The sequence below is a fragment of the Pelomonas sp. CA6 genome, assembly GCF_022549225.1.
Classification (GTDB): domain Bacteria; phylum Pseudomonadota; class Gammaproteobacteria; order Burkholderiales; family Burkholderiaceae_C; genus Roseateles.
Window position 1 is genome coordinate 367,444 of the sequence record NZ_JAKZFD010000004.1, and the last position, 20,203, is coordinate 387,646.

The 20,203-nt window shown below is 69.9% G+C and carries 21 protein-coding genes; 6 read left to right on the plus strand and 15 right to left on the minus strand.

Translation table 11 applies throughout. The annotated features are described in order from the left end of the window. Positions 1-2 precede the first annotated feature (2 nt). Positions 3-791 carry an exodeoxyribonuclease III gene (locus LZ017_RS09665; RefSeq protein WP_241396568.1) on the plus strand — a complete coding sequence of 263 codons (789 nt, stop codon included), beginning with the start codon at positions 3-5 and terminating at the stop codon, positions 789-791. 15 nt (positions 792-806) lie between these two features. Here the strand turns inward: LZ017_RS09665 and LZ017_RS09670 are convergent, their stop codons facing one another. Beyond that, the gene (locus LZ017_RS09670; protein WP_241396570.1) at positions 807-2,348 is read right to left on the minus strand and encodes a methyl-accepting chemotaxis protein; all 1,542 of its coding nucleotides are present in this window, start codon (positions 2,346-2,348) and stop codon (positions 807-809) included. A 340-nt stretch (positions 2,349-2,688) separates the two neighbouring features. Here LZ017_RS09670 and LZ017_RS09675 point away from each other — a divergent pair, with 340 nt between their 5' ends. Both LZ017_RS09675 and LZ017_RS09680 read left to right on the plus strand, forming a co-directional pair. After that, positions 2,689-3,183 carry a PEP-CTERM sorting domain-containing protein gene (locus tag LZ017_RS09675; RefSeq protein ID WP_241396572.1) on the plus strand — a complete coding sequence of 165 codons (495 nt, stop codon included), beginning with the start codon at positions 2,689-2,691 and terminating at the stop codon, positions 3,181-3,183. A 218-nt stretch (positions 3,184-3,401) separates the two neighbouring features. Then, a complete protein-coding gene (locus tag LZ017_RS09680) occupies positions 3,402-4,937 on the plus strand; it encodes a peptide MFS transporter (RefSeq protein ID WP_241396574.1) in 1,536 nt (511 codons plus the stop codon). A gap of 170 nt (positions 4,938-5,107) precedes the next feature. Here the strand turns inward: LZ017_RS09680 and LZ017_RS09685 are convergent, their stop codons facing one another. After that, positions 5,108-5,509 (minus strand): hypothetical protein, encoded by a 402-nt coding sequence (locus LZ017_RS09685; RefSeq protein ID WP_241396575.1) that lies wholly within the window; start codon positions 5,507-5,509, stop codon positions 5,108-5,110. 195 nt (positions 5,510-5,704) lie between these two features. Between LZ017_RS09685 and LZ017_RS09690 the strand changes: the two genes are divergently transcribed. After that, positions 5,705-6,454 carry a type 1 glutamine amidotransferase gene (locus LZ017_RS09690; RefSeq protein WP_241396577.1) on the plus strand — a complete coding sequence of 250 codons (750 nt, stop codon included), beginning with the start codon at positions 5,705-5,707 and terminating at the stop codon, positions 6,452-6,454. Here the strand turns inward: LZ017_RS09690 and kdpE are convergent. From kdpE to kdpF, 8 genes are all read right to left on the minus strand, one after another. Then, positions 6,436-7,137, minus strand: a complete 702-nt coding sequence (gene kdpE, locus LZ017_RS09695; protein WP_241396580.1) for a two-component system response regulator KdpE — start codon at positions 7,135-7,137, stop codon at positions 6,436-6,438. The two genes, LZ017_RS09690 and kdpE, sit on opposite strands and share 19 nt — an antisense overlap. After that, positions 7,130-9,856 (minus strand): DUF4118 domain-containing protein, encoded by a 2,727-nt coding sequence (locus tag LZ017_RS09700; protein WP_374109905.1) that lies wholly within the window; start codon positions 9,854-9,856, stop codon positions 7,130-7,132. The genes kdpE and LZ017_RS09700 overlap by 8 nt, the downstream gene beginning before the upstream one ends. Further along, a complete protein-coding gene (locus LZ017_RS09705) occupies positions 9,856-10,830 on the minus strand; it encodes a magnesium and cobalt transport protein CorA (protein ID WP_241396586.1) in 975 nt (324 codons plus the stop codon). Before LZ017_RS09705 ends, LZ017_RS09700 begins: the two co-directional genes overlap by 1 nt. Before the next feature lie 37 nt (positions 10,831-10,867). After that, positions 10,868-11,722, minus strand: a complete 855-nt coding sequence (locus LZ017_RS09710) for a TorF family putative porin (protein WP_241396587.1) — start codon at positions 11,720-11,722, stop codon at positions 10,868-10,870. 142 nt (positions 11,723-11,864) lie between these two features. Then, positions 11,865-12,452 (minus strand): potassium-transporting ATPase subunit KdpC, encoded by a 588-nt coding sequence (kdpC, locus tag LZ017_RS09715; protein ID WP_241396588.1) that lies wholly within the window; start codon positions 12,450-12,452, stop codon positions 11,865-11,867. Between the two features lie 13 nt (positions 12,453-12,465). After that, the gene (gene kdpB, locus LZ017_RS09720; RefSeq protein ID WP_241396589.1) at positions 12,466-14,559 is read right to left on the minus strand and encodes a potassium-transporting ATPase subunit KdpB; all 2,094 of its coding nucleotides are present in this window, start codon (positions 14,557-14,559) and stop codon (positions 12,466-12,468) included. A gap of 9 nt (positions 14,560-14,568) precedes the next feature. Beyond that, on the minus strand, positions 14,569-16,368 hold the full coding sequence (gene kdpA / locus LZ017_RS09725) for a potassium-transporting ATPase subunit KdpA (RefSeq protein WP_241396590.1): 1,800 nt from the start codon (positions 16,366-16,368) through the stop codon (positions 14,569-14,571). Beyond that, complete coding sequence (gene kdpF / locus LZ017_RS09730; RefSeq protein ID WP_241396591.1) at positions 16,368-16,457, minus strand: K(+)-transporting ATPase subunit F; 90 nt, start codon at positions 16,455-16,457, stop codon at positions 16,368-16,370. The genes kdpA and kdpF overlap by 1 nt, the downstream gene beginning before the upstream one ends. Before the next feature lie 357 nt (positions 16,458-16,814). Here kdpF and LZ017_RS09735 point away from each other — a divergent pair, with 357 nt between their 5' ends. Next, positions 16,815-17,531 (plus strand): Crp/Fnr family transcriptional regulator, encoded by a 717-nt coding sequence (locus LZ017_RS09735; protein ID WP_241396592.1) that lies wholly within the window; start codon positions 16,815-16,817, stop codon positions 17,529-17,531. Positions 17,532-17,561: 30 nt separating this feature from the next. Here LZ017_RS09735 and LZ017_RS09740 read toward each other — a convergent pair whose 3' ends face one another. The 5 genes from LZ017_RS09740 to LZ017_RS09760 form a co-directional block, all read right to left on the minus strand. Continuing rightward, positions 17,562-18,062, minus strand: a complete 501-nt coding sequence (locus LZ017_RS09740) for a copper chaperone PCu(A)C (RefSeq protein ID WP_241396595.1) — start codon at positions 18,060-18,062, stop codon at positions 17,562-17,564. 48 nt (positions 18,063-18,110) lie between these two features. Further along, entirely contained in the window at positions 18,111-18,509 is a 399-nt protein-coding gene (locus LZ017_RS09745) for a DUF2946 family protein (RefSeq protein WP_241396597.1), read from the minus strand. 120 nt (positions 18,510-18,629) lie between these two features. Continuing rightward, entirely contained in the window at positions 18,630-18,911 is a 282-nt protein-coding gene (locus tag LZ017_RS09750) for a hypothetical protein (RefSeq protein WP_241396599.1), read from the minus strand. A 79-nt stretch (positions 18,912-18,990) separates the two neighbouring features. Further along, positions 18,991-19,206 carry a hypothetical protein gene (locus LZ017_RS09755; protein WP_241396601.1) on the minus strand — a complete coding sequence of 72 codons (216 nt, stop codon included), beginning with the start codon at positions 19,204-19,206 and terminating at the stop codon, positions 18,991-18,993. Positions 19,207-19,208: 2 nt separating this feature from the next. Beyond that, complete coding sequence (locus tag LZ017_RS09760; RefSeq protein ID WP_241396604.1) at positions 19,209-19,364, minus strand: hypothetical protein; 156 nt, start codon at positions 19,362-19,364, stop codon at positions 19,209-19,211. Positions 19,365-19,708: 344 nt separating this feature from the next. Between LZ017_RS09760 and LZ017_RS09765 the strand changes: the two genes are divergently transcribed. Then, positions 19,709-20,203 (plus strand): IS110 family transposase (locus LZ017_RS09765; RefSeq protein ID WP_241396629.1); only part of this gene is annotated, 495 nt, incomplete at its 3' end.

The window sequence follows — 20,203 nt, forward strand, 5'->3', positions numbered from 1 at the left end:
CCATGCGCTTCATCACCCTCAATCTCAACGGCATACGCTCCGCCGCCAGCAAGGGCGTGTTCGACTGGCTGCCCCAGCAGCAGGCCGACGTGCTGGGCGTGCAGGAGCTCAAGGCCCAGGCGGACGTGGTGCAAAGCCAGTTCTCCGAGTGCGAGAAGCTCAAGGGCCATTTCCACTACGCCCAGAAGAAGGGCTATTCCGGCGTGGGCCTGTACACGCGCGAGGAACCCAGCGACCTGATCACCGGCATCGGCGTACCCGAGTTCGACGACGAGGGCCGCTGGGTGGAGAAGCGCTTCGACAAGCCGGGGCGCAAGCTCAGCCTGATCTCCTGCTATTTCCCCAGCGGCTCCAGTGGCGAGGAGCGCCAGCAGGCCAAGTTCCGCTTCCTGGCCGCGATGGCCCCTCGCCTGCTGGAGCTGCGCGCCGAACGCGAGTTCATCCTGGTGGCCGACGTCAACATCGCGCACAAGGAAATCGACCTGAAGAACTGGAGGGGCAACCAGAAGAACTCCGGCTTCCTGCCCGAGGAGCGCGCCTGGATGACCCAGCTGCTGGACCCGGCCCAGGGCGGACTGATCGACGTCTTCCGAACCCTGAACGACCGCGCCGAGCAATACACCTGGTGGAGCAACCGCGGCCAGGCCTGGGCCAAGAACGTGGGCTGGCGGCTGGACTACCACCTGGCCACGCCCGGCATCGCCGCGACCGCCAAGCGCGAGGCCATTTACCTGGACCAGCGCTTCAGCGACCACGCGCCGCTGACCATCGACTACGACTTCAGCCTGTAGCCGCCCGCGCCTCGCTCAGGCGGGCTTCAGGCGAAACACCGCCACCGTGTCCACCAGGGCCTGAGCCTGAGCCCTCATGCTGGCCGCTGCGGCGGCGGATTGCTCGACCAGCGCGGCGTTCTGCTGCGTGGCCAGGTCGATCTGCTCGACCGCGCTGCCAACCTGGCCGACATCGTCGCTCTGACTGGCGCTGGCCGCGCTGAGGTCGCCCATCAGCGCATGCAGACGCTGGATGGCGGCGACGATGTCGTCCATGGTGCGCCCCGCGCCGTGTACCTGCTGCACGCCGGCGGACACCTGGGTGCCGCTGTCCTGAATCAGGCCGCGGATCTCGCGCGCCGCGTCGGCGCAGCGACCGGCCAGACCACGCACCTCGCTGGCCACCACCGCGAAGCCACGCCCCTGCTCGCCGGCGCGGGCCGCCTCCACTGCGGCGTTCAGCGCCAGGATGTTGGTCTGGAAGGCGATGGTGTCGATCACGGCGATGATTTCGCCGATGCGCGCCGACGCGGAGGAGATCGACGCCATCGTGCGTACCACCTCCTTCATCAGGTCGCCGCCCTGCGCCGCGAGCCCGGCCGCCTCGCCCGCCAGCCGGCTGGCCGACTGCGCGTTCTGCGCGTTGTCGCGCACCGCGGCCCCCAGCCCGGACATGGTCTGGGCCGTCTGCTGCAGCGCGCTGGCCTGGCTCTCGGTGCGCTGCGACAGGTCCTGGTTGCCTTGCGCGATCTCGGCGCTGGCGGTGGCCACGCCCTCGGCCCCCTGGCGCACGCCCGAGACCAGGCGCACCAGCGCTCCTTGCATGTCGCGCAGCGCGCCGATCAGCGGACTCAGCTCGTCCTTCGCGTCGTCATGGACCTCGTGCGTCAAGTCGCCATCGCGGACACGCTCGGCCACGCGATGCGCCAGGGCCAGCCGCCGCCGCATCGCGGCGCGCAGCCACAGCGCGCTACCGACCAGACAGACGGCCAGGCAGACAAAGACCGCCAGCAGCAGATACATGGTCTCCCTCACCGACTGGTGGATGCCATCGATGTCCCCGGACAGGCTCTGGGTCTGATAGTTCACGGTGTCGTCCAGCACCTTCAGCAAGGCATTGCGCGCCGGGATCGTGCGGTCCACCAGGAAGGCAAAGGCCTCGTCCTTGCGGCCCTCGCGAATCAACGCCAGGTTGAGATCACCGACGCGCCAGAACTCCCGCAGCAGATCCGGAACCGGCACGAAACGCCGCCGCCCCTCCGGCGAAAACAGCCGCGACTCATAGTCGCGCGCCGCCTTCTCGATGGCCTGGCGTTTGGCGGCGATGTCGTCGATGGCGGTCTGCAGCTCGGCGGGATTGCGGGCCAGGATGGCATGGCGCAGCTGTAGCGACACCCGGGTGATGCTCAGCTCGATCGACGCGACATCGCTGAGCTGCGGGACACGGTTCTTCTCCGCGTGCTCGGCCAGGTCCTGCACCCGGTCCAGTTTCTGATAAGTCACGAACGCCGCCAGCAGGCAGCCGGCCATCAACACGGCCGACACGAGCAGCAGCCGTGCGATCAACCCAAGCCTCATGGAGTGTCTCTTGTATTGAGATAAATGATTCAAATGATATTTGCATCGAATCTTCCTCCCCTGGAGTTCCCGGTCTGCGGGCCGCCCGGGCTGCCAATTTGTTCTCGCTTGCCCTCCCCGCGACGCGCCCGCGTCGCGGCCGCCTTGGGCACCGTCCAATTGCCCCGTCGCGTTGGGGCGTCTGTCGGATTTCCTGACAGCGGCGGACGCGGCGATGGCCCCTCCGGGTTTAATCCCCTGATATGACTGGGGATTTTCAGACGGGCATAGGGATTGCTTTTTTATCGCCCAGCGCCTATGGCGCCTCACATTCACAACAACAACCCCCTTGCCCCATCCCATGAAGTCAGTGTCCTCCAAGCTTTCCGCCCTCGTCCTGCTGCTGGGCAGCAGCACCGCCTGCCTCGCCTCGCCCGTCTTTGTCGGCAGCTGGAATCTGTATTCCGGCGAATACTGGGGCGGCGGCAACGCCCCCACGCTGACCGGCCAGGAAGCCGCCGCCCAGCTGTTCGGCGGCGTCGCCAGCGACTACGTGATCTCCACCCAGGGCCAAGACGTGGCCAAGATCGACCACATGGCCTGGCTGGACCAGATCTACATCGGCGTGGCCAAGTTCGCCGAAGACTACAAGGTCGACAGCAACCACAACGGCAAGTACGACGTCCGCGGCGACACCAGCGCGATGGTGCGCGACAACGCCGGCAGCCGTAACGCGTTCAACTACGCCTTCCGCGTCGACAAGCCCACCAACCAGGTGCCCGAGCCCATGTCCGCCGCCCTGGTGGCGCTGGGCCTGGCCGGCGTGGCGCTGAGCCGCCGCCGCCGCGCGGACTGAGCCCCCGTCCCGCCTTCGGCGACCAGGCCGCCGCCCGCACCGGGCCGGCGGCCTTTTTTCATGGCGATCCGGCCGTCACGGTGACCTATGACACCTAGGGCTGTCCCTAGGTCGCACAAACGGGGCAAGGCCTGACCCTTGGCTGACAATATCGCGCCCGCCGTGGGGACCTCTTGCCCTGCTCCGGAGCTTTCCTTCTGACCCTATCGGAGCGTCGTTTGAACAAAATTCAAACCCCCGGGGCGCCGCAGCACACCATCCTCGGCCAACCCGACAGCCTGTTCGTCCTGTTCTTCACGGAGATGTGGGAGCGCTTCTCCTACTACGGCATGCGGGCGCTGCTCGTGCTGTTCCTGGTCTCCGAAACCGCCAAGGGCGGCTGGGGCTGGAGCCGGGCCGAGGCAACCAGCCTCTACGGCACCTACACCATGCTGGTGTACCTGACGCCCATCCTGGGCGGCTACATCGCCGACAAGTTCCTCGGCACGCGCCGCGCGGTGCTGCTGGGCGGTTTCATCATCGCCGCCGGCCACGTCTCGCTGTTCTTCGACTCGCGCACCACCTTCTACCTGGGTCTGGCGCTGGTGATCGCGGGCACGGGCCTGTTCAAGCCCAACATCTCGGCCATCGTCGGCCAGCTCTATGACAAGGACAACGAAGGTGCCCGCGACGGCGGCTACACGCTGTTCTACATGGGCGTGAACGCGGGCGCCTTCTTCGGCATCTCGCTGTGCGGCTACATCGGCGAGAAGATCTCCTGGCACCTGGGCTTCGGTCTGGCCGGCGTGTTCATGATCCTGGGCGCGCTGCAGTTCTTCTTCAGCCAGGCCATCTTCGGCAAGATCGGCGGGGTGCCGGACCGCAGCGTCGCGCGCGTCGAGGAGGTGGACGACACGCCCAGCCATGTGGTGCGCGACCGCCTGATGGCCATCCTGGTGTTCTCCTTCTTCACCATCTTCTTCTGGTTCGCGTTCGAACAAGCCGGCGGGTCGATGACCATCTTCGCCGCCGACTACACCGACCGCGCGCTGGCGGGCACCGGCGGCCTGGTGTTCAAGATCATCAACTCGCTGATGACCGTCATCCCGCTGATGATCCTGAGCTGGCTGCTGGTGCAGCTGCAGCGCGGCACCGGTTCGCGCTACCTGAAGGCCAACCTGCTGCTGTGGGGCGCGCTGGCCATCATCTGGGGCCTGGCGCTGTGGATGCTGGGCCGCGAGTTCGCGATGGAGCAGTCCGAAGTGCCGGCCACCTGGTTCGGCGTGCTGAACTCCTTCTTCCTGGTGATCCTGGCGCCGATGTTCTCCAAGATGTGGGAGCGGCACTGGAACCCCAGCGGCCCGGTGAAGTTCGGCGTCGGCCTGGTGCTGCTGGGCCTGGGCTTCGCGGTGCTGTCCTATGGCTCGGCCGGCATCCCGGCCGGCGCCAAGACCGCCCAGGTCAGCATGATGTTCCTGACCCTGGCCTACCTGCTGCACACCATGGGCGAGCTGTGCCTGTCGCCGGTGGGCCTGTCCTACATCTCCAAGCTGGCGCCGGCGCGCCTGCTGGGCCTGATGTTCGGCGTCTGGTTCCTGAACTCCGCGATCGCCAACAAGATCGCCGGCTCCACCGGGGCCTACATCGACGAGATCTCCAGCGCCTACTCGATGTCCACCTTCTTCCTGATCTTCACGCTGATCCCGGCCGGTGCCGGGGTGCTGCTGATGCTGCTGAGCCCCTGGATGAAGAAGAAGATGCACGGCGTGCATTGATTCGGCTCGTTGGGACGGCGCCCCCCCGCGCGCGGCGGGGGCCTGTGTCTTGGCTTCCGGGCCGAGCGCCGGGCCGGCCCACGTGGCGATGTGCTGGCGGCTCAATGCCGCCGGCATCGCCGCCCCCGCGGGGGGCAGCCCAGCGGTCCCGCGGGGCGAGAGGCCTTAGCTCACAGCCATTCGGTCCACGCCATCAGCTCGCATTGCAGATGGTCGGACAGCCGCTCGGCGATGCGCGAGGCCTGGGTGGCGCTGGGCGCGCTGCCCAGCGCCAGCGCGCCATCGCTGCCGTGCAGCTGCAGGCGCAGCTCCCAGCGGTGGGGCTCGTGCTCATTGCCGGGCAGGTGGACGATGTCCACCGAGCGCACCTGCTCGAAGCGCGCCAGCAGCCGCCCGTTGCGGCTCAGCATGCGGTCGCGGCGATCCGCGGCCAGCATCCCCAGCCGGGAAACCAGCTCCAGCCGCAAGGCGCCCTGGCGCCGTATGCTCATCCGGCCGCCCGCGCGCCAAGCCAGCACCGGCCCGACGACACGGTCGCGCAAGACTTGACCCCAGCCGAATCCCTTGGCCATCGCTCCTCCGCCGTCTGTTGCGGCCGCTTTCCCTTGTTGCCGATTGTCGCGCCTGGCCGCCCCGTTGCGCACCCCCGCGCCACGCTTCATGCGCTCTTGACGCCCAGCCCCGCAGTCTTGACGGTGTCTTGACGGCCCCGCGGGGAGACTGGCGTCACCGCAACCACCGGCCGCGCCCGCGTCGCGGCCCACCCTATGAGACCGATCGCCCTGATCCAGCACGAGCCCCACCAGGGCCCGGGGTATCTGCAGCAGTTCCTGGAACAGCAGGACCTGCGCTACCGACTGATCCGCCCCGACCTGGGCGACGCGATGCCGCGGCGTGCCGCGGACTTCGCCGGCATCGTCGTGCTGGGCAGCGAACACGGCGTGCATGACGACGTCGCCTGGATCGCGCCGGAACGCGCGCTGCTGCAGGACGCGCTGGCCCGCGAGGTGCCGGTGCTGGGCCATTGCTTCGGCGCCCAGCTGCTCGCCGTGGCCGCCGGCGCGCGCGTGGCGCGCAATGCCTGGCCCAACATCGGCTGGTCGCGCGTCTGGGTCACGCCAGACGCGCGCGCGCTGTTCCGCGGCGAGCCGCTGGTCGAGGTCTTCAACTGGCACTACGACACCTTCGAGATTCCGCGCGGCGGCCGCCGGCTGCTGTTCGGGCCGCACTGCCTGAATAAGGGCTTCGCGCTGGGCCCGCATCTGGCGCTGCAATGCCATCTGGAGGTGACCGAGAACAGCGTGCGCGACTGGTGCCGCATGGGCCGCCACGAGCTGCAGCTGCAAGGACCGGCGATCCAGTCCGAGGCCGAGTTGCTGCGCGAACTGCCGCGCCGCACCCAGCGCCTGCACGGGCTGGCGCGCTGCGCCTACCAGCACTGGACCGCCGGCCTGCTGCGCCCACCGCGCGTGCGCGTCGGCGCCCCGTTCGCGGCCGCTCAGGCCATCAGCCGATAGCCGACCGCGGTCTCGGTCAGCAGGTGGCGCGGCGTGGCCGGCTGCGCCTCCAGCTTCTGGCGCAGATTGCCCATGTACACGCGCAGATAGTGGTTGTCGTCCACATGGCTTGGCCCCCACACGGCCTTGAGCAGCTGGCGGTGCGTGAGCACCTTGCCGGCATGCGCGATCAGGTGCGTCAGCAGCCGGTACTCGGTGGGCGTCAGATGCACCGGGGCGCCGGCGCGGGTCACGCGGCGGTGCAGCAGGTCCACCTCCACGTCGCCGAAGCGGAACAGGCTCTGCGCCGGCTCCCCCGAACGCGCGGCCGACTGGCTGCGCCGCTGCGCGACGCGCACGCGCGCCATCAGTTCGCCAATGCCGAAGGGCTTGCTCAGGTAGTCGTCCGCGCCGGCATCCAGCGCGGCGATCTTGTCGGCCTCGCCGGCGCGCGCCGACAGCACGATCACCGGCACGCCGGACCAGGCGCGCAGGTCGCGCAGCAGCTCCAGCCCGTCGTCGTCGGGCAGGCCCAGGTCCAGGATGATGAGGTCCGGGTGGCGCGTGCCAGCGTCCACCAGGCCCTGGCGCACGGTGCCGGTCTCGTGCACCTGCCAGCCTTCGCTTTCCAGCGCCAGGCGCACGAAGCGGCGGATGCCGGGTTCGTCCTCGACCAGCAGGGCCACGGGAGTGGGCTCACTCATGTTCGATCTCTTCCAGTTCGGGCACGGCGGGCGGTTCGCCGCGAGGCAGGCGGATCACGAAGGCGGCGCCGCCCAGTTCGCTGCGCTCCGCCCAGATGCGGCCGCCATGCGCTTCGACGATGGCGCGGCAGATGGCCAGCCCCAGCCCCACGCCGGGCGTGCTGGATTCGCGCTCGCCGCGGCTGAACTTGGCGAACAGCTGCTCCTCGCGCCCGGCCGGCAGGCCGGGGCCGTCGTCGGCCACCGTGAGGCGCACCGCGTCGCCGTCCAGCGTGGCGGCAAGGCGGATGCGCGCGTCCGGCGGCGTGTACTTGATGGCGTTCTCCAGCAGGTTGCAGAGCACACGCTCCATCAGCGCCGCGTCCAGCGCCAGCAGCGGCAGGCCGGGATCCAGCGCCAGTTCCACCGGATGCGCGCCCAGCAGCGGCTGCATGGCCTGCAGGCTGGTGCCCACCACCTCCTCCAGCGGCTGCCACTGGCGGTTGAGCTGCACATTGCCGCTCTGCAGCCGCGCCATGTCCAGCAGGTTGCCGACCATCGCGCCGACGCGGCGGGTCTGCTGCAGCAGCGATTCGCTGAGCTCGCGCGCCGCGCCCGGCAGCCCGTCCATGCCGGCCAGGGTCTGCGACAGCCCATAGACCACGGCCAGCGGCGTGCGCAGGTCGTGCGACAGCGCCGACAGCAGCGAGTTGCGCAGCCGCTCCGACTCGATGTGCACCAGCGCCTGCTGCGCCACCTCGACGTAGTGCACGCGCTCCAGCGCCTGGCCGACGATGCGGCCGCAGGTGTCCAGCTGGGCGCGCAGCTCGGGCTGCATCAGCACGGCCGCGGCACCGGGGCGCAGCGCCAGCACGCCGCGCGCGCGCATGGGTGCGGCCAGCGGCAGGAAGAACCAGGCACTGCCGGGCAGGGTGTCGGTCGACAGTCCGGCGGGCTGGCGGTGGTCCAGAGCCCAGCGCGCGGTGCCGGGGTCGGGCCGCTCGGCCTCGGCCAGCTGGGCCATGCGCGGCGAGGGCTGCAGCCGCTCCTCCAGGTCCAGCGTGAAGATCAGCGCCTGGCCGTTGACCTCGTGGGCCAGGGTCTGCTCAGCGACCTGCAGCACCTGCTCGGTCTGCAGCGCGCCGGCGAGGTCGCTGGTCAGCTCGAACAGCAGCCGCGCGCGCCGCTCGCGCTGCGCCGCCACCTCGGCCTGGTAGCGCAGCCCGGCGGTGAGCTGGCCGGTGATCAGGCCCACGGCCAGCATCACCGAGAAGGTGAGCAGGTACTGCACGTCGGACACCGCAAAGCTGAGCTTGGGCGAGACGAAGAAGAAATCGAACAGGCCCACGCTGAGGAAGCTGGCCAGCACCGCGGGCCCGCGCCCCAGCTTCAGGCCCACGCCCAGCACCGCGAGCAGGAAGAGCATCACGATGTTGGGCTGGGCGAAATGGAATTGCAGCGGCCAGCACAGCAGCGTCGCGCCGACACAGGCCAGCGCCGCGGCGCCGTAGCGGCGCATCACGTCGGGCCAGGCCTCGAGAGGCGGCTGCGCGGGCGTCGCCGATGCGCCGCGTGCGGCCGGACTGGCCGCGACGGTCAGCACGTCCAGCTCCTCGGCCTGGCGCTGCAGGCGCTGGGCCAGTGTGGGCAGGCCCAGCCGCTGCGCCCAGCGGCGCCAGCCGGCCCCGCCGCCCTCGCCGCGGCCCAGCACCAGCGTGGACAGGTTGTGCTCGCGCGCATGCGCCAGCAGCGCCTGGGTCACGTCCTGCGCGCTCAGCACTGCGGTCTGCGCGCCCAGCTCATGGGCCAGGCGCACCACGCGCAGGATGCGCTCGCGCCGCGCGTCGGGCAGCCGGCTCAGCCCCGGCGTTTCCACATACACCGCATGCCAGGAGACGTTGAGCTGCTGGGCCAGGCGCGCGCCGGCGCGCACCACCGCCTCGGACGCGGCATCCGGCCCGATCGCGCACAGCAGCGCCGCCTCGGTCTTCCACACCTCGGCGACACGCTGGTTGCTGCGCCAGGCCTGCACGTCGTCCTCGACGCGGTCGGCGGTGCGGCGCAGCGCCAGCTCGCGCAGCGCCATCAGGTTGCCCTTGCGGAAGAAGTTGCGCGCCGCGCGCTCCGCCTGCGGCCCCATGTAGACCTTGCCTGCCGCCAGCCGCGCGAGCAGCTCGTCGGCCGGCGTGTCCACCATCACCACCTCGTGGGCGGCGTCGAAGAAGGTGTCGGGCAGGGTCTCCTGCACGCGCACGCCGGTGATGCCGCCGACGATGTCGTTGAGGCTCTCCAGGTGCTGGACGTTGAGCGTGCTGTAGACGTCGATGCCGTTGGCCAGCAGCTCCTCGACGTCCTGCCAGCGCTTGGGATGACGCGAGCCGGGCACGTTGGAATGCGCCAGCTCGTCGACCAGGATCAGCGCCGGGCGGCGCGCCAGCGCGCCGTCCAGGTCGAACTCGGGCAGCGCGCGGCCGCGGTAGGCCACCGCCTTGAGCGGCAGCTGCGGCAGGCCGTCCAGCATGGCCTGCGTCTCGCTGCGGCCATGGGTCACGACCACGCCGGCGAGCACGTCCGTGCCCTCGCCCTGCAGCTTGCGCGCCGCGGCCAGCATCGCGTAGGTCTTGCCGACGCCGGCCGACGAGCCGAAATAGATGCGCAGGCGGCCGCGGCTGGCGCTGCGCTCCTCGTCGCGCAGCTGCGCCAGCAGCGTGTCGGGGTCGGGTCTTGCCTCGGCGTCCATCACAGCCATCCCGCGCGCCGGAAGCGCCACCACAGCAGGCCGCAGACCGAGACGATCAGCCCCAGCGCCGCCGGATAGCCCCAGGCGAATTTCAGTTCGGGCATGTGCTCGAAGTTCATGCCCCAAATGCCCGCGAAAGCGGTGGCGACGCCGAAGATGCCGGCCCAGGCGGCCAGGCGCTTGGTCACCGCGCTGTCGTCGATGGCCACCATGGAGAGGTTGGCCTGTATCGCCGTGCCCAGCGTGTCGCGCACCGATTCGATCGCGCCGTGGATGCGCGCCAGATGGTCGGCCACGTCGCGGAAGTAATCGCCGGTGCGCGCGCACAGCGGCGGCGTGCGGCCGCCATGCAGCTTGGACAGCATCTCCAGCATGGGCGCCACGGCGCGGCGCAGCAGCATCAGCCGGCGCTTGAGCTCGTAGAGGCGCTTGATGTTGTCCAGCTGCGCGCCGGGGGTGAAGATGCTTTGTTCGATCTCCTCCAGCTCGGACTCCAGCCGGTCCAGGATGGGGAAGTAGCGGTCCACCACCGCGTCCATCAGCGCATACAGCACGAAGCTGGGGCCGTGGGCCAGCAGCTCGGGCTCGCGCTCGCAGCGTTCGCGCACGCCCAGGAAATGGGCGCTGCTGCCGCTGCGCACCGACAGCACGTAGTTCGGACCACAGAACACCGCGATCTCGCCCAGGCTCAGCTCGGCCTGCACCCAGTCGACCAGGTGCATCACCGCGAAGAGCGAATCGCCGTACTCCTCCACCTTGGGCCGCTGGTGGCCATGGCTGGCATCCTCGACCGCCAGCGGGTGCAGGTTGAACAGGCGCTGGTAGGGCTGCAGCTCGTCGGGCGCCGGGTCGCGCAGCGCGATCCACACGAAGCAGCCGGGCTGCTCCAGCCAGCCCGACAGTTCGTCCAGGTTCTCGGGCGCGAAATCGGCGACCTTGCGCCCGGCCTGGTAGGCCGCACAGTTGATCAGCATCCTGACATTGTCAACGCAGGCGACGGCCGCGAGACCGTCAGAAGGTCTTCGCCACGCTCAGCACCACGCCGCTGCGGCCCAGGCGCTTGGCGTCCTGCCCGGCGGCGTTGCCGGCCTGATAGAAGGCCTTGTCGGCATTCGTGCCGACGAGGGCGGCGCTCCAGTTCAGGCCCAGCATCTCGCGGCTCAGGCTGAGCTTGGCGTCGGTGTAGGACAGCTCGCCATAGTGACGCACCTTCAGGTGGCCCAGGTGGGCGCCCAGCGTGACGCCATGGCCCAGGTCCAGGTTGTAGTTCAGGTCCAGGTAGAGGCTGCCGCGCGAGCCGCCACGCTCCGGCAGCGCACTGAAGAAGGCGTAGCCCGCCGTGGTCGCATTGAGGCCGAAGTAGTCGGTCGCCGCATAGGACAGCTTGGCGCTGAACCCGCCGCGGCTCAGGCCCGCGTAGAGCTCGACGTTGTCGTAGCGGCGATCGGTGGCGACGCCGGGCGCGCTGTTCATGCGCGCGCCGGGATAGAGGTAGGCCAGCACGCCCAGGTCCAGGGTCCAGTCGGCGGCGGGGCTGAAGCGCCAGCCGCCGTAGAGGTCCACCTCCAGCCCCGCGCCGTTGATGTAGCTGTTGCCCGAGACGTTGGAGGCCCAGCTGCCCAGGTAGAAGCCGCTGCGGTGGCTGTAGTCCAGCCCGCCCTGCACGGCCGGCAGGCGCCAGGTCTGGCTGATGCCGCGGAAGCGGTAGTCGCTGTTCAAGCTCAGGTTGCCGGTCAGCGTGTATTCGGGCGCGGGCTGGGACGCGGGCGCGTCCTGCGCCAGCGCGGGCTGGACCAGCGACAGCAGGGCCGAGGCGGCCAGCGCCGGCAGCGCGCGGCTCGGGATCTTCGATGGCAAGGTCTTCATAGACGGATGGTTCTTGGAAAAGACGACGAAGCCCCTCCCCCGTGTGCGCACCGGGTCCATGGGCCCGGGCTCTCCTCGGGCTTCGTCGAAAGGGGGCCGGCCTGCGGCGACCGGGCGGAAGAAGAAAGGCGTGCGCGACGCCTCAGCGCGGCGGCGCCGTCGCGGCGTCCAGCGCCAGGTTCAGGCGCAGCACGTTGACGCGCGGCTCGCCCAGCACGACCAGGTCGCGCGGATCGGTGTGGGCCTGGATCAGGCGCTCCACCTCTTTGAGGGAGAGGCCACGCTCGCGCGCCACGCGCGGCGCCTGGTAGCGCGCCGCGGCCATGGTGATGTGCGGGTCCAGGCCGCTGGACGACGCGGTGACCAGGTCCGCGGGCACGGCCTGGGTGTTGCCCGGATCGGCGGCGCGCAGTGCCTCCACGCGCGCCTTCACCGCGTCGGCCAGCGCCGGGTTGCTGGGGCCCTGGTTGGAGCCGGTGGAGCCGGCGGCGTTGTTGCCCATGGGCGCGGTGGCCGAGGGCCGGCCCCAGAAATAGCGCGGGCTGCTGAAGTTCTGCCCGATCAGCTCGGAGCCGACGGCCTTGCCGTCGCGCTCGATCAGCGAACCCGCCGCCTGCTTGGGGAACAGGCTCTGGGCGACGCCGGTGACGAGCAAGGGGTAGGCCAGGCCCACCACCGCCGACAGCAGCACCAGGCAGGACAGCGCGGGGCGCAGGGTGTTCTTGAACATGAGGGACTCTCCTTCAGGCCATGCCCAGGGCCACGAGGACCAGGTCGATGGCCTTGATGCCGATGAAGGGAACGATCAGGCCGCCCAGGCCGTAGACGGCCAGGTTGCGGCGCAGCAGCGCCCCGGCGCCGATCGCGCGGTAGGCCACGCCCTTGAGCGCCAGCGGGATCAGCGCAATGATGATCAGCGCGTTGAAGATCACCGCGGACAGGATGGCCGACGACGGGCTGTGCAGCTGCATCACGTTGAGCGCGCCGAGCTGCGGGTACACGCCGACGAACATCGCCGGGATGATCGCGAAGTACTTGGCCACGTCGTTGGCGATCGAGAAGGTGGTCAGCGAGCCGCGCGTCATCAGCAGCTGCTTGCCGGTCTCGACGATCTCCAGCAGCTTGGTGGGGTTGGAGTCCAGGTCCACCATGTTGCCGGCCTCCTTGGCCGCCTGCGTGCCGCTGTTCATCGCCACGGCGACGTCGGCCTGGGCCAGCGCGGGCGCGTCGTTGGTGCCGTCGCCGGTCATCGCCACCATGCGGCCCTCGGCCTGGTAGTCGCGGATCATCTTCAGCTTGGCCTCGGGCGTGGCCTCGGCCAGGAAGTCGTCCACGCCGGCCTCGGCAGCGATCGCGGCGGCGGTGAGCTTGTTGTCGCCGGTGATCATCACCGTGCGTATGCCCATGCGGCGCAGCTCGGCGAACCGCTCCTTGATGCCGCCCTTGACGATGTCCTTGAGCTCCACCACGCCCAGCACGCGCGCGTCGTCGGCGACGACCAGCGGCGTGCTGCCGCGGCGCGCGACCTCGTCCACCGCCTGCTGCACCTCGGCCGGGAAGCGGCCGCCCAACTGCTCGACATGGCGGCGTATCGCGTCGGCCGCGCCCTTGCGGATGCGCCGCTGCGGGGCCTCGGCGGGGCCGAAGTCCACGCCGCTCATGCGCGTCTGCGCGGTGAAAGGCACGAAGTGCGCCTGCAGCGGCGACAGCTCGCGCTCGCGCAGCCCGAAGCGGTTCTTCGCCAGCACGACGATGCTGCGGCCCTCCGGGGTCTCGTCGGACAGCGAGGCCAGCTGCGCGGCGTCGGCCAGCTGCTGCTCGCCCACCCCCGGCGCCGGCACGAAGGTGCTGGCCTGGCGGTTGCCCAGCGTGATGGTGCCGGTCTTGTCCAGCATCAGCACGTCCACGTCGCCGGCCGCCTCCACCGCGCGGCCGGAGGTCGCGATCACGTTGGCCTGCATCATGCGGCTCATGCCAGCCACGCCGATGGCCGACAGCAGCGCGCCGATGGTGGTCGGGATCAGGCACACCAGCAGTGCCACCAGCGCCGTCACCGACACCACCGTGCCCGAGCCCGCCGCCTCCACGCTGAAGAGGGAGAAGGGCAGCAGGGTCACGGTGACGACCAGGAAGACCAGGGTCAGCGCCACCAGCAGGATGGTCAGCGCGATCTCGTTGGGGGTCTTGCGGCGCTTGGCGCCCTCGACCATGGAGATCATGCGGTCCAGGAAAGACTCGCCGGGGTTGACCGCGATGCGCAGCACCAGCCAGTCCGACAGCACGCGGGTGCCACCGGTGACGGACGCGAAGTCGCCGCCGGACTCGCGGATCACCGGCGCGGACTCGCCGGTGATGGCGCTCTCGTCCACCGAGGCCACGCCCTCGATCACCTCGGCGTCCAGCGGGATGAGGTCGCCGGCCTCGACCAGCACCACATGGCCCTTGCGCAGCTCCTCGCTCTGCACCGGATGCCAGGACGCGCCATGGCGGGGCGCCTCCAGCTTCTTGGCCCAGGCCTTGGCCTTGAGCCCGCGCAGCGCGGCGGCCTGGGCCTTGGAGCGGCCCTCGGCGATGGCCTCGGCGAAGTTGGCGAACAGCACGGTGAACCACAGCCACAACGCGATCGCGAGCATGAAGCCCGGCCCCTCGGCGCCCGCCAGCGCGGGCTGGCCCAGGCTGATGGCCCACAGCGCGGTGGTCAGCAGGCTGCCCACATAGACCACGAACATCACCGGATTGCGCCATTGCACGCGCGGGTCCAGCTTGGTGAAGGACTGGATCAGGGCCGGCTTGATCAGGCGCGGATCCAGCAGGGATTGTTGGTTAGAGCTCGTCATGGTCAGTCCTCAGGCGGCCCAGAGCATCAGGTGCTCGACCACCGGCCCCAGGGCCAGGGAAGGAACGTAGTTCAGCAGGCCCACCAGCAGCACGGTGCCGATCAGCAGCACGATGAACAGCGGGCCATGCGTGGGCAGGGTGCCGGCGCCGGCGGGGATGCGCTTCTTCGCCGCCAGGCTGCCGGCCAGGGCCAGCACCGGCACGATCACGCCGAAGCGGCCCACCCACATCGCGATGCCCAGCAGGGTGTTGTAGAAGGGCGTGTTCGCGGACAGGCCGGCGAAGGCCGAACCGTTGTTGTTGGCCGCCGAGGTCAGCGCGTACAGCACCTCGCTGAAGCCGTGCGCGCCGGGGTTGGCGATGCCCGCCTTGCCCGCCGCGGCCAGCACCGCGATCGCGGTGCCCACCAGCACCATCACCGGCGTGACGAGGATGGCCAGGGCCACCATCTTCATCTCATGGCTCTCGATCTTCTTGCCCAGGTACTCAGGCGTGCGGCCGATCATCAGCCCGGCGATGAAGACCGCCAGCATCGCGAACACCAGCATGCCGTACAGGCCGGTGCCGACGCCGCCGAAGACCACCTCGCCCAGCTGCATCATCACCAGCGGCACCATGCCGCCCAGCGGGGTCATGGAGTCGTGCATCGCGTTGACCGCGCCGCAGGAGGCCGAGGTGGTCACCACCGCGAACAGCGTGGTGGCGTTGATGCCGAAGCGCGTCTCCTTGCCCTCCATGCTGCCGCCGGCCTGCAGCTCGCTGGCGCGCTGGTCGACGGACAGCGCCGTCAGCGCGGGGTTGCCGGCCTGCTCGGCGCTGGTCGCGGCGATCACGCCGGTCGCGAACATCACCGTCATCGCGGCGAGGATGGCCACGCCCTGGCGGCGGTCGCCCACCATCTGGCCGAAGCTGAAGCACAGCGCCGCCGGGATCAGGAAGATCGCCAGGATCTGGAACAGGTTGGACAGCGGGGTCGGGTTCTCGAACGGGTGCGAGGAGTTGGCGTTGAAGAAGCCGCCGCCATTGGTGCCCAGCATCTTGATCGCCAGCTGAGAGGCCACCGGGCCCATCGCCAGTTGCTGGGTCGCGCTTTCGGCGGGCTCGGTCAGCGCCTCGCCCTGCTCGTTCTTCATCGGCTGGCCGTCGGCGTCCAGGCGCGGCGCGTCGTAGTGCGTCACCTCCAGCGTCGTCACGTCCTTGTAGGCGTCCAGGTTCTGGATCACGCCCTGGCTGACGAAGAACAGCGCCAGCACGAAGGAGATGGGCAGCAGCACCCACAGCGTCACGCGCGTCAGGTCGGTCCAGAAGTTGCCCACCTGGCCACTGAGCTTGCCAATGAAGCCGCGGATCAGCGCGAACACCACCGCGATGCCGGTGGCCGCGGAGACGAAGTTCTGCACCGTCAGCGCCAGCATCTGGGTCAGGTAGCTCATCGTCGACTCGCCGCCGTAGCCCTGCCAGTTGGTGTTGGTGACGAAGCTGATCGCGGTGTTGAAGGCCGAGTCCGGGCTTACCGCGCCCATGCCCTGCGGGTTCAGTGGCAGCAGGCCCTGCAGGCGCTGCAGCGCATAGGCCGCCAACACGCCCAGGAAGTTGAACAGCAGCAGCGCCAGCGCATAGCGGCGCCAGTGCATGCCTTCCTCGGGGTCGGCGACGCCACAGGCGCGCAGCAGACCGCGCTCCACGCGCAACATCCAGCCCGGCAGCCGGCCCTGGGCCACGGCCGTGAGCCAGCGCGACAGCGGCCAGGCCGCCAGGAAGAGCAGGCCCAGGAACAGGGCCAGGTTGATCCAAGCGAGCTGAGTCATCAGAACTCCTCGGCGCGCAGCAGCGCGTAGAGCAGGTAGACAAACAGCGCCGCGGCGAGCAGGCCGCTGGCCCAGTACAGCGCGCTCATGAGCGCGGCTCCAGGCGCTGGCTCAACGCGGCCAGCCCCAATGCCAGGGCGAAGAGCAGGGTGCTCAGGCCCAGAAAGATCGCATCCATCGTCATCTCACATGAGTCTGTGGGGATGAGCGGAAGCTTAGAAACAGAGGCCTCAAGAGCCCGTAGAAGCTGTCGGCAGCGGTATCAAGAAACCATCAAGACGACACCTGCTCGGCACATCCGGCCAACTGCTACGCATGAGAAAGCCGCCCGCTGCGCCTTGTCGCGGCGCGGGCCGCGCGGCAGCATGGCGTGCCATGGGGGCACTGCCTCCAGCGCATTTCAGCCCCTCCCCATGACTCTTGCCTTGCCCGGGCCGGCGTCCGCGTTGACACCGCCCTTACACCCGACGAACCCACCGCCGCTGGCGCTGCTGGGCAGCCTGGACCCCGCCACGCTGGCGCGCCTGCAGCCGCGGCTGAGCACGCTGCGGCTGGAGCCCGGCGGCCGGCTTTACGCCACGCACAAGCAGGGCACCGCCGCCTATGCGCTGCGCTCGGGCATCCTGCGCCTGGAACGCAGCAGCCACGATGGCGGCCGCTGCATCGTGCGCCTGGCCGGCCCCGGCGACCTGGTAGGCCTGGAAGCGCTGCTGGGCCAGCCCTACCGCGCCGACGCGCGCGCCTGCGGCGAGCTGGAGGTCTGCCGCCTGTCGCGGCCACTGGTGGAAGAGCTGTGCGCCCAGCACGCCGGCCTGCAGCGCGAGCTGATGCGGCAATGGCAGCACGCGCTCGACGAAGTCGAGGATTGGCGCGTGGAGCTGGCGCGCGGCAGCGCGCGCGAACGCATGCTGCGCCTGCTGCTCAAGCTCAGCGAATACACGGACGATCTGGGCCTGATCTGGATGCCCGGCCGCCAGGAGATCGGCGACATGCTGGGCATCACGCTGGAAACCGCGAGCCGCCTGGTCTCGGCCTGCCGCCAGGACGGGCTGCTGGAACTGGTGGGCGTGCGCCGCGCCCGGCTCGCGCTGGAGCCGCTGCTGCAGGCGCTGCGCGCCGCTAGCCTGGGCGAAGGCGGCGGCCGGCGGCGCTGCTGGGCCTGACGCAAAGCGGCAGGCCCGGCCGACCGCGGCTCAATGGCCGTGGCCGTGCCCGTGCCCGTGGTTCTGGCCCTGCGAGGCCGGCGCGGCGGGCGGCGTCATCGCGCGCACCTCGGCCTGCACCTGCACGCGGCTGCGCGTGCCCTTGGCGTCCTCGAACTGCAGCTCCAGCGGAATGCGCTCGCCGGGTTGCAGCGCGCGGTCCAGGTTCATGAGCATCAGGTGGTAGCTGCCGGGCTTGAGCTCCAGCGTCTGGCCGGCGGCCAGGTCCAGCGTGTCGATGCGGCGCATCTTCATCACCTGGTCCTGCATGCGCATCTCGTGCAGCTCGACCACCGGCAGCGCGCTGGAGCCCACGCCGACCAGACGCACCGCGCGCTCGGCCTGGATCTTCATGAAGGCACCGGTGGCCTTCTGCTGCGGCAGCGTGGCGCGTATCCACGCGTCCTGCACCTGGACCTGGGCCAGCACCGGGGCGGACAGGAAAGACAGGCCGGCCGCGGCGGCCAGCAACCATTGTTTGGCGTACGACATGACGCACTCCTCGTGAAAAAAAGAAAGAAGCAGACGGGGGGACGGGGCTCAGGCGCGCGCAGGCGGCGCGCGAGGCTGCGCCGCAGCCCAGGCGAACAGCGGCCGGGGCTGGGTGGCGAAGCGTGCGGGAGGAGGAAAGTCCAGCGTCTGCAGCAAGGCCGGCGCCGACGTCGCGGGCGGCAGCCCCGGCGCGCCGTGGTGGATGGCGCAATAGGGGCAGTGTTCCAGGCCCGTGGCGCCGAGATCGCGCGGCAGGTCCGGCGTCGCCGGTGTCGCGCCGTCCAGCCGCACCAGTCGCGCGCCGCCGCGCGTGCAGACCTCGGTCCAGTCCGCGGCGCCGGTGGCGGCCGCCAGCAGCTGCGACAACGCCGGCATCAGCGCCGCCAGCAGCAGCGCGGCGCTGGCCATCCATGCCAAGCGCGTCTTGAAGGCCTGCAGGGCTTGCATGGCGCGCATTCTGGCACGCGCCCCGCGCCCCCCGGCCTCTGCGCGCGGGCCGGTGCGCGCGGCGTCAGGATGTCGTCGCGTCGCCGGGCGACTGCCGCCCAGCGATGGGCGGCGCGAGGCTCAGCGGCGGGCCGCCGCGCCCACCAGCCCGGCCCAGCGCAGCAGCTCGGCGTCGTCGGCGGTCTGGGCGCGCGTGGCCACGGCGCCGGGATGGCGGCGTATCAGGCCCAGCAGGGTCTCGCTGTCCAGCCCGGCGATGTAGGAGGCGAGCTGGGCATCGGACGGGATGAAGCCCTTGTTGGCGATGCTGTAGCTCTGGATCAGGATGGCTTCGATCACGCCGGCCATCTGTTTGTCGATGAAGCGCTGGTCGGCGGTCTGCGCGGGGGAAGAACTGCTCATTGCGGCGATTGTGGCCTGTGCCCGTGTCGCCACGTGCGAAAGACGGTTGCCAAAGGTTTCTGGGCGGGCGCGCTCCGCCTCATGCCGGCGCTCCCGTGTCCTTGCGGCCGGGGGCGGGCGGGCGCGGCGCATCGCCGGGTCCGCCCGCCGGCAGATCGGGCCTGTCAGGCGGGTCGTCGTAGCCCTCGCGCACATTGTCCAGCGCGGACTCCTCGCGCTCGCGGGCGCGTTCCAGGCCCGTGTCGACGGGCGCGGGTCTGGTCGGTGCGGGGCGCGGGGTGTGAGAGGTGGGCATGCTCAGTCTCCGGTCCGGGTCGGGGACCCGGGCATGGAAAACGGCGAGGCAAGCGCCATGCCCGGAGATACCGCCTGGATCACCTGGAAGACTCCCTGCGGATCACGGGCCGCGTGGCCGTCCGCTGCACTGACAAGCGTGGCCGCGAGGATCTTCATGGGCGCCTGAATTCAAGTCTTGAAGACTGAAGCTGCCGTCCGGCAATGAAAGACCACTACGCAGTGGATGCGGTCGAGCGGCGCCGGGCAGTGAACTAACACTATCCGCCGCATTGCCGTCATGATTCCATGTCGGCACGGGACCAACTCGATCCCACACCAGATGCCGGATCTACGACTGCAGATACTTCTCCCAGCCAGTCACTATCGATCAGGCCTTTGCCGTTGTGGGGGAGTCCATATAAGGAATACGAAGGGACTTCCCACCTTCAGGCAACGGCGTCAAAGCGCCAAGATTGGTGGTGTCGATCATCAATCTGCAGCCATTTCGAAAGGGGAAGTCCATGGACAAGAATACCCAAGTTCCAGCGGTGCGCGTAGGCGTGGATCTCTCTAAGCGAGTCATCCAGGTGCACGCCGTTGACGGCGGTGGCCGCGTGTTGACGAACCGGGCGCTGGCCCGCGACAAGTTCCTCGCTTGGTGTGCGCTGCTGCAGACCGGCTGCATGGTGGTGATGGAGGTCAGCTCCAGCGCACACCACTGGGCCCGGGCCCTGCGCGCGATGGGGCTGGACGCCCGCATCATCTCGGCTCACCTGGCCGCCCCCTATCGCGCCGAGGGCCACTGCGGCAAGAACGACGCCAACGACGCCGCGGCCATCTGCGAGGCGGCGAGCCGCCCTCACATGCGCTTTGTTCCGGTCAAGAGCGTCGAGCAGCAGAGCCTGCTGTGCGTGCATCGCCTGCGCGAAGGCCTCAAGGCGGACCGCACGGCCTGCATCAATCGCATTCGCGGCCTGCTGCTGGAGTTCGGCATCGCCGTGCCCAATGGATCCAGG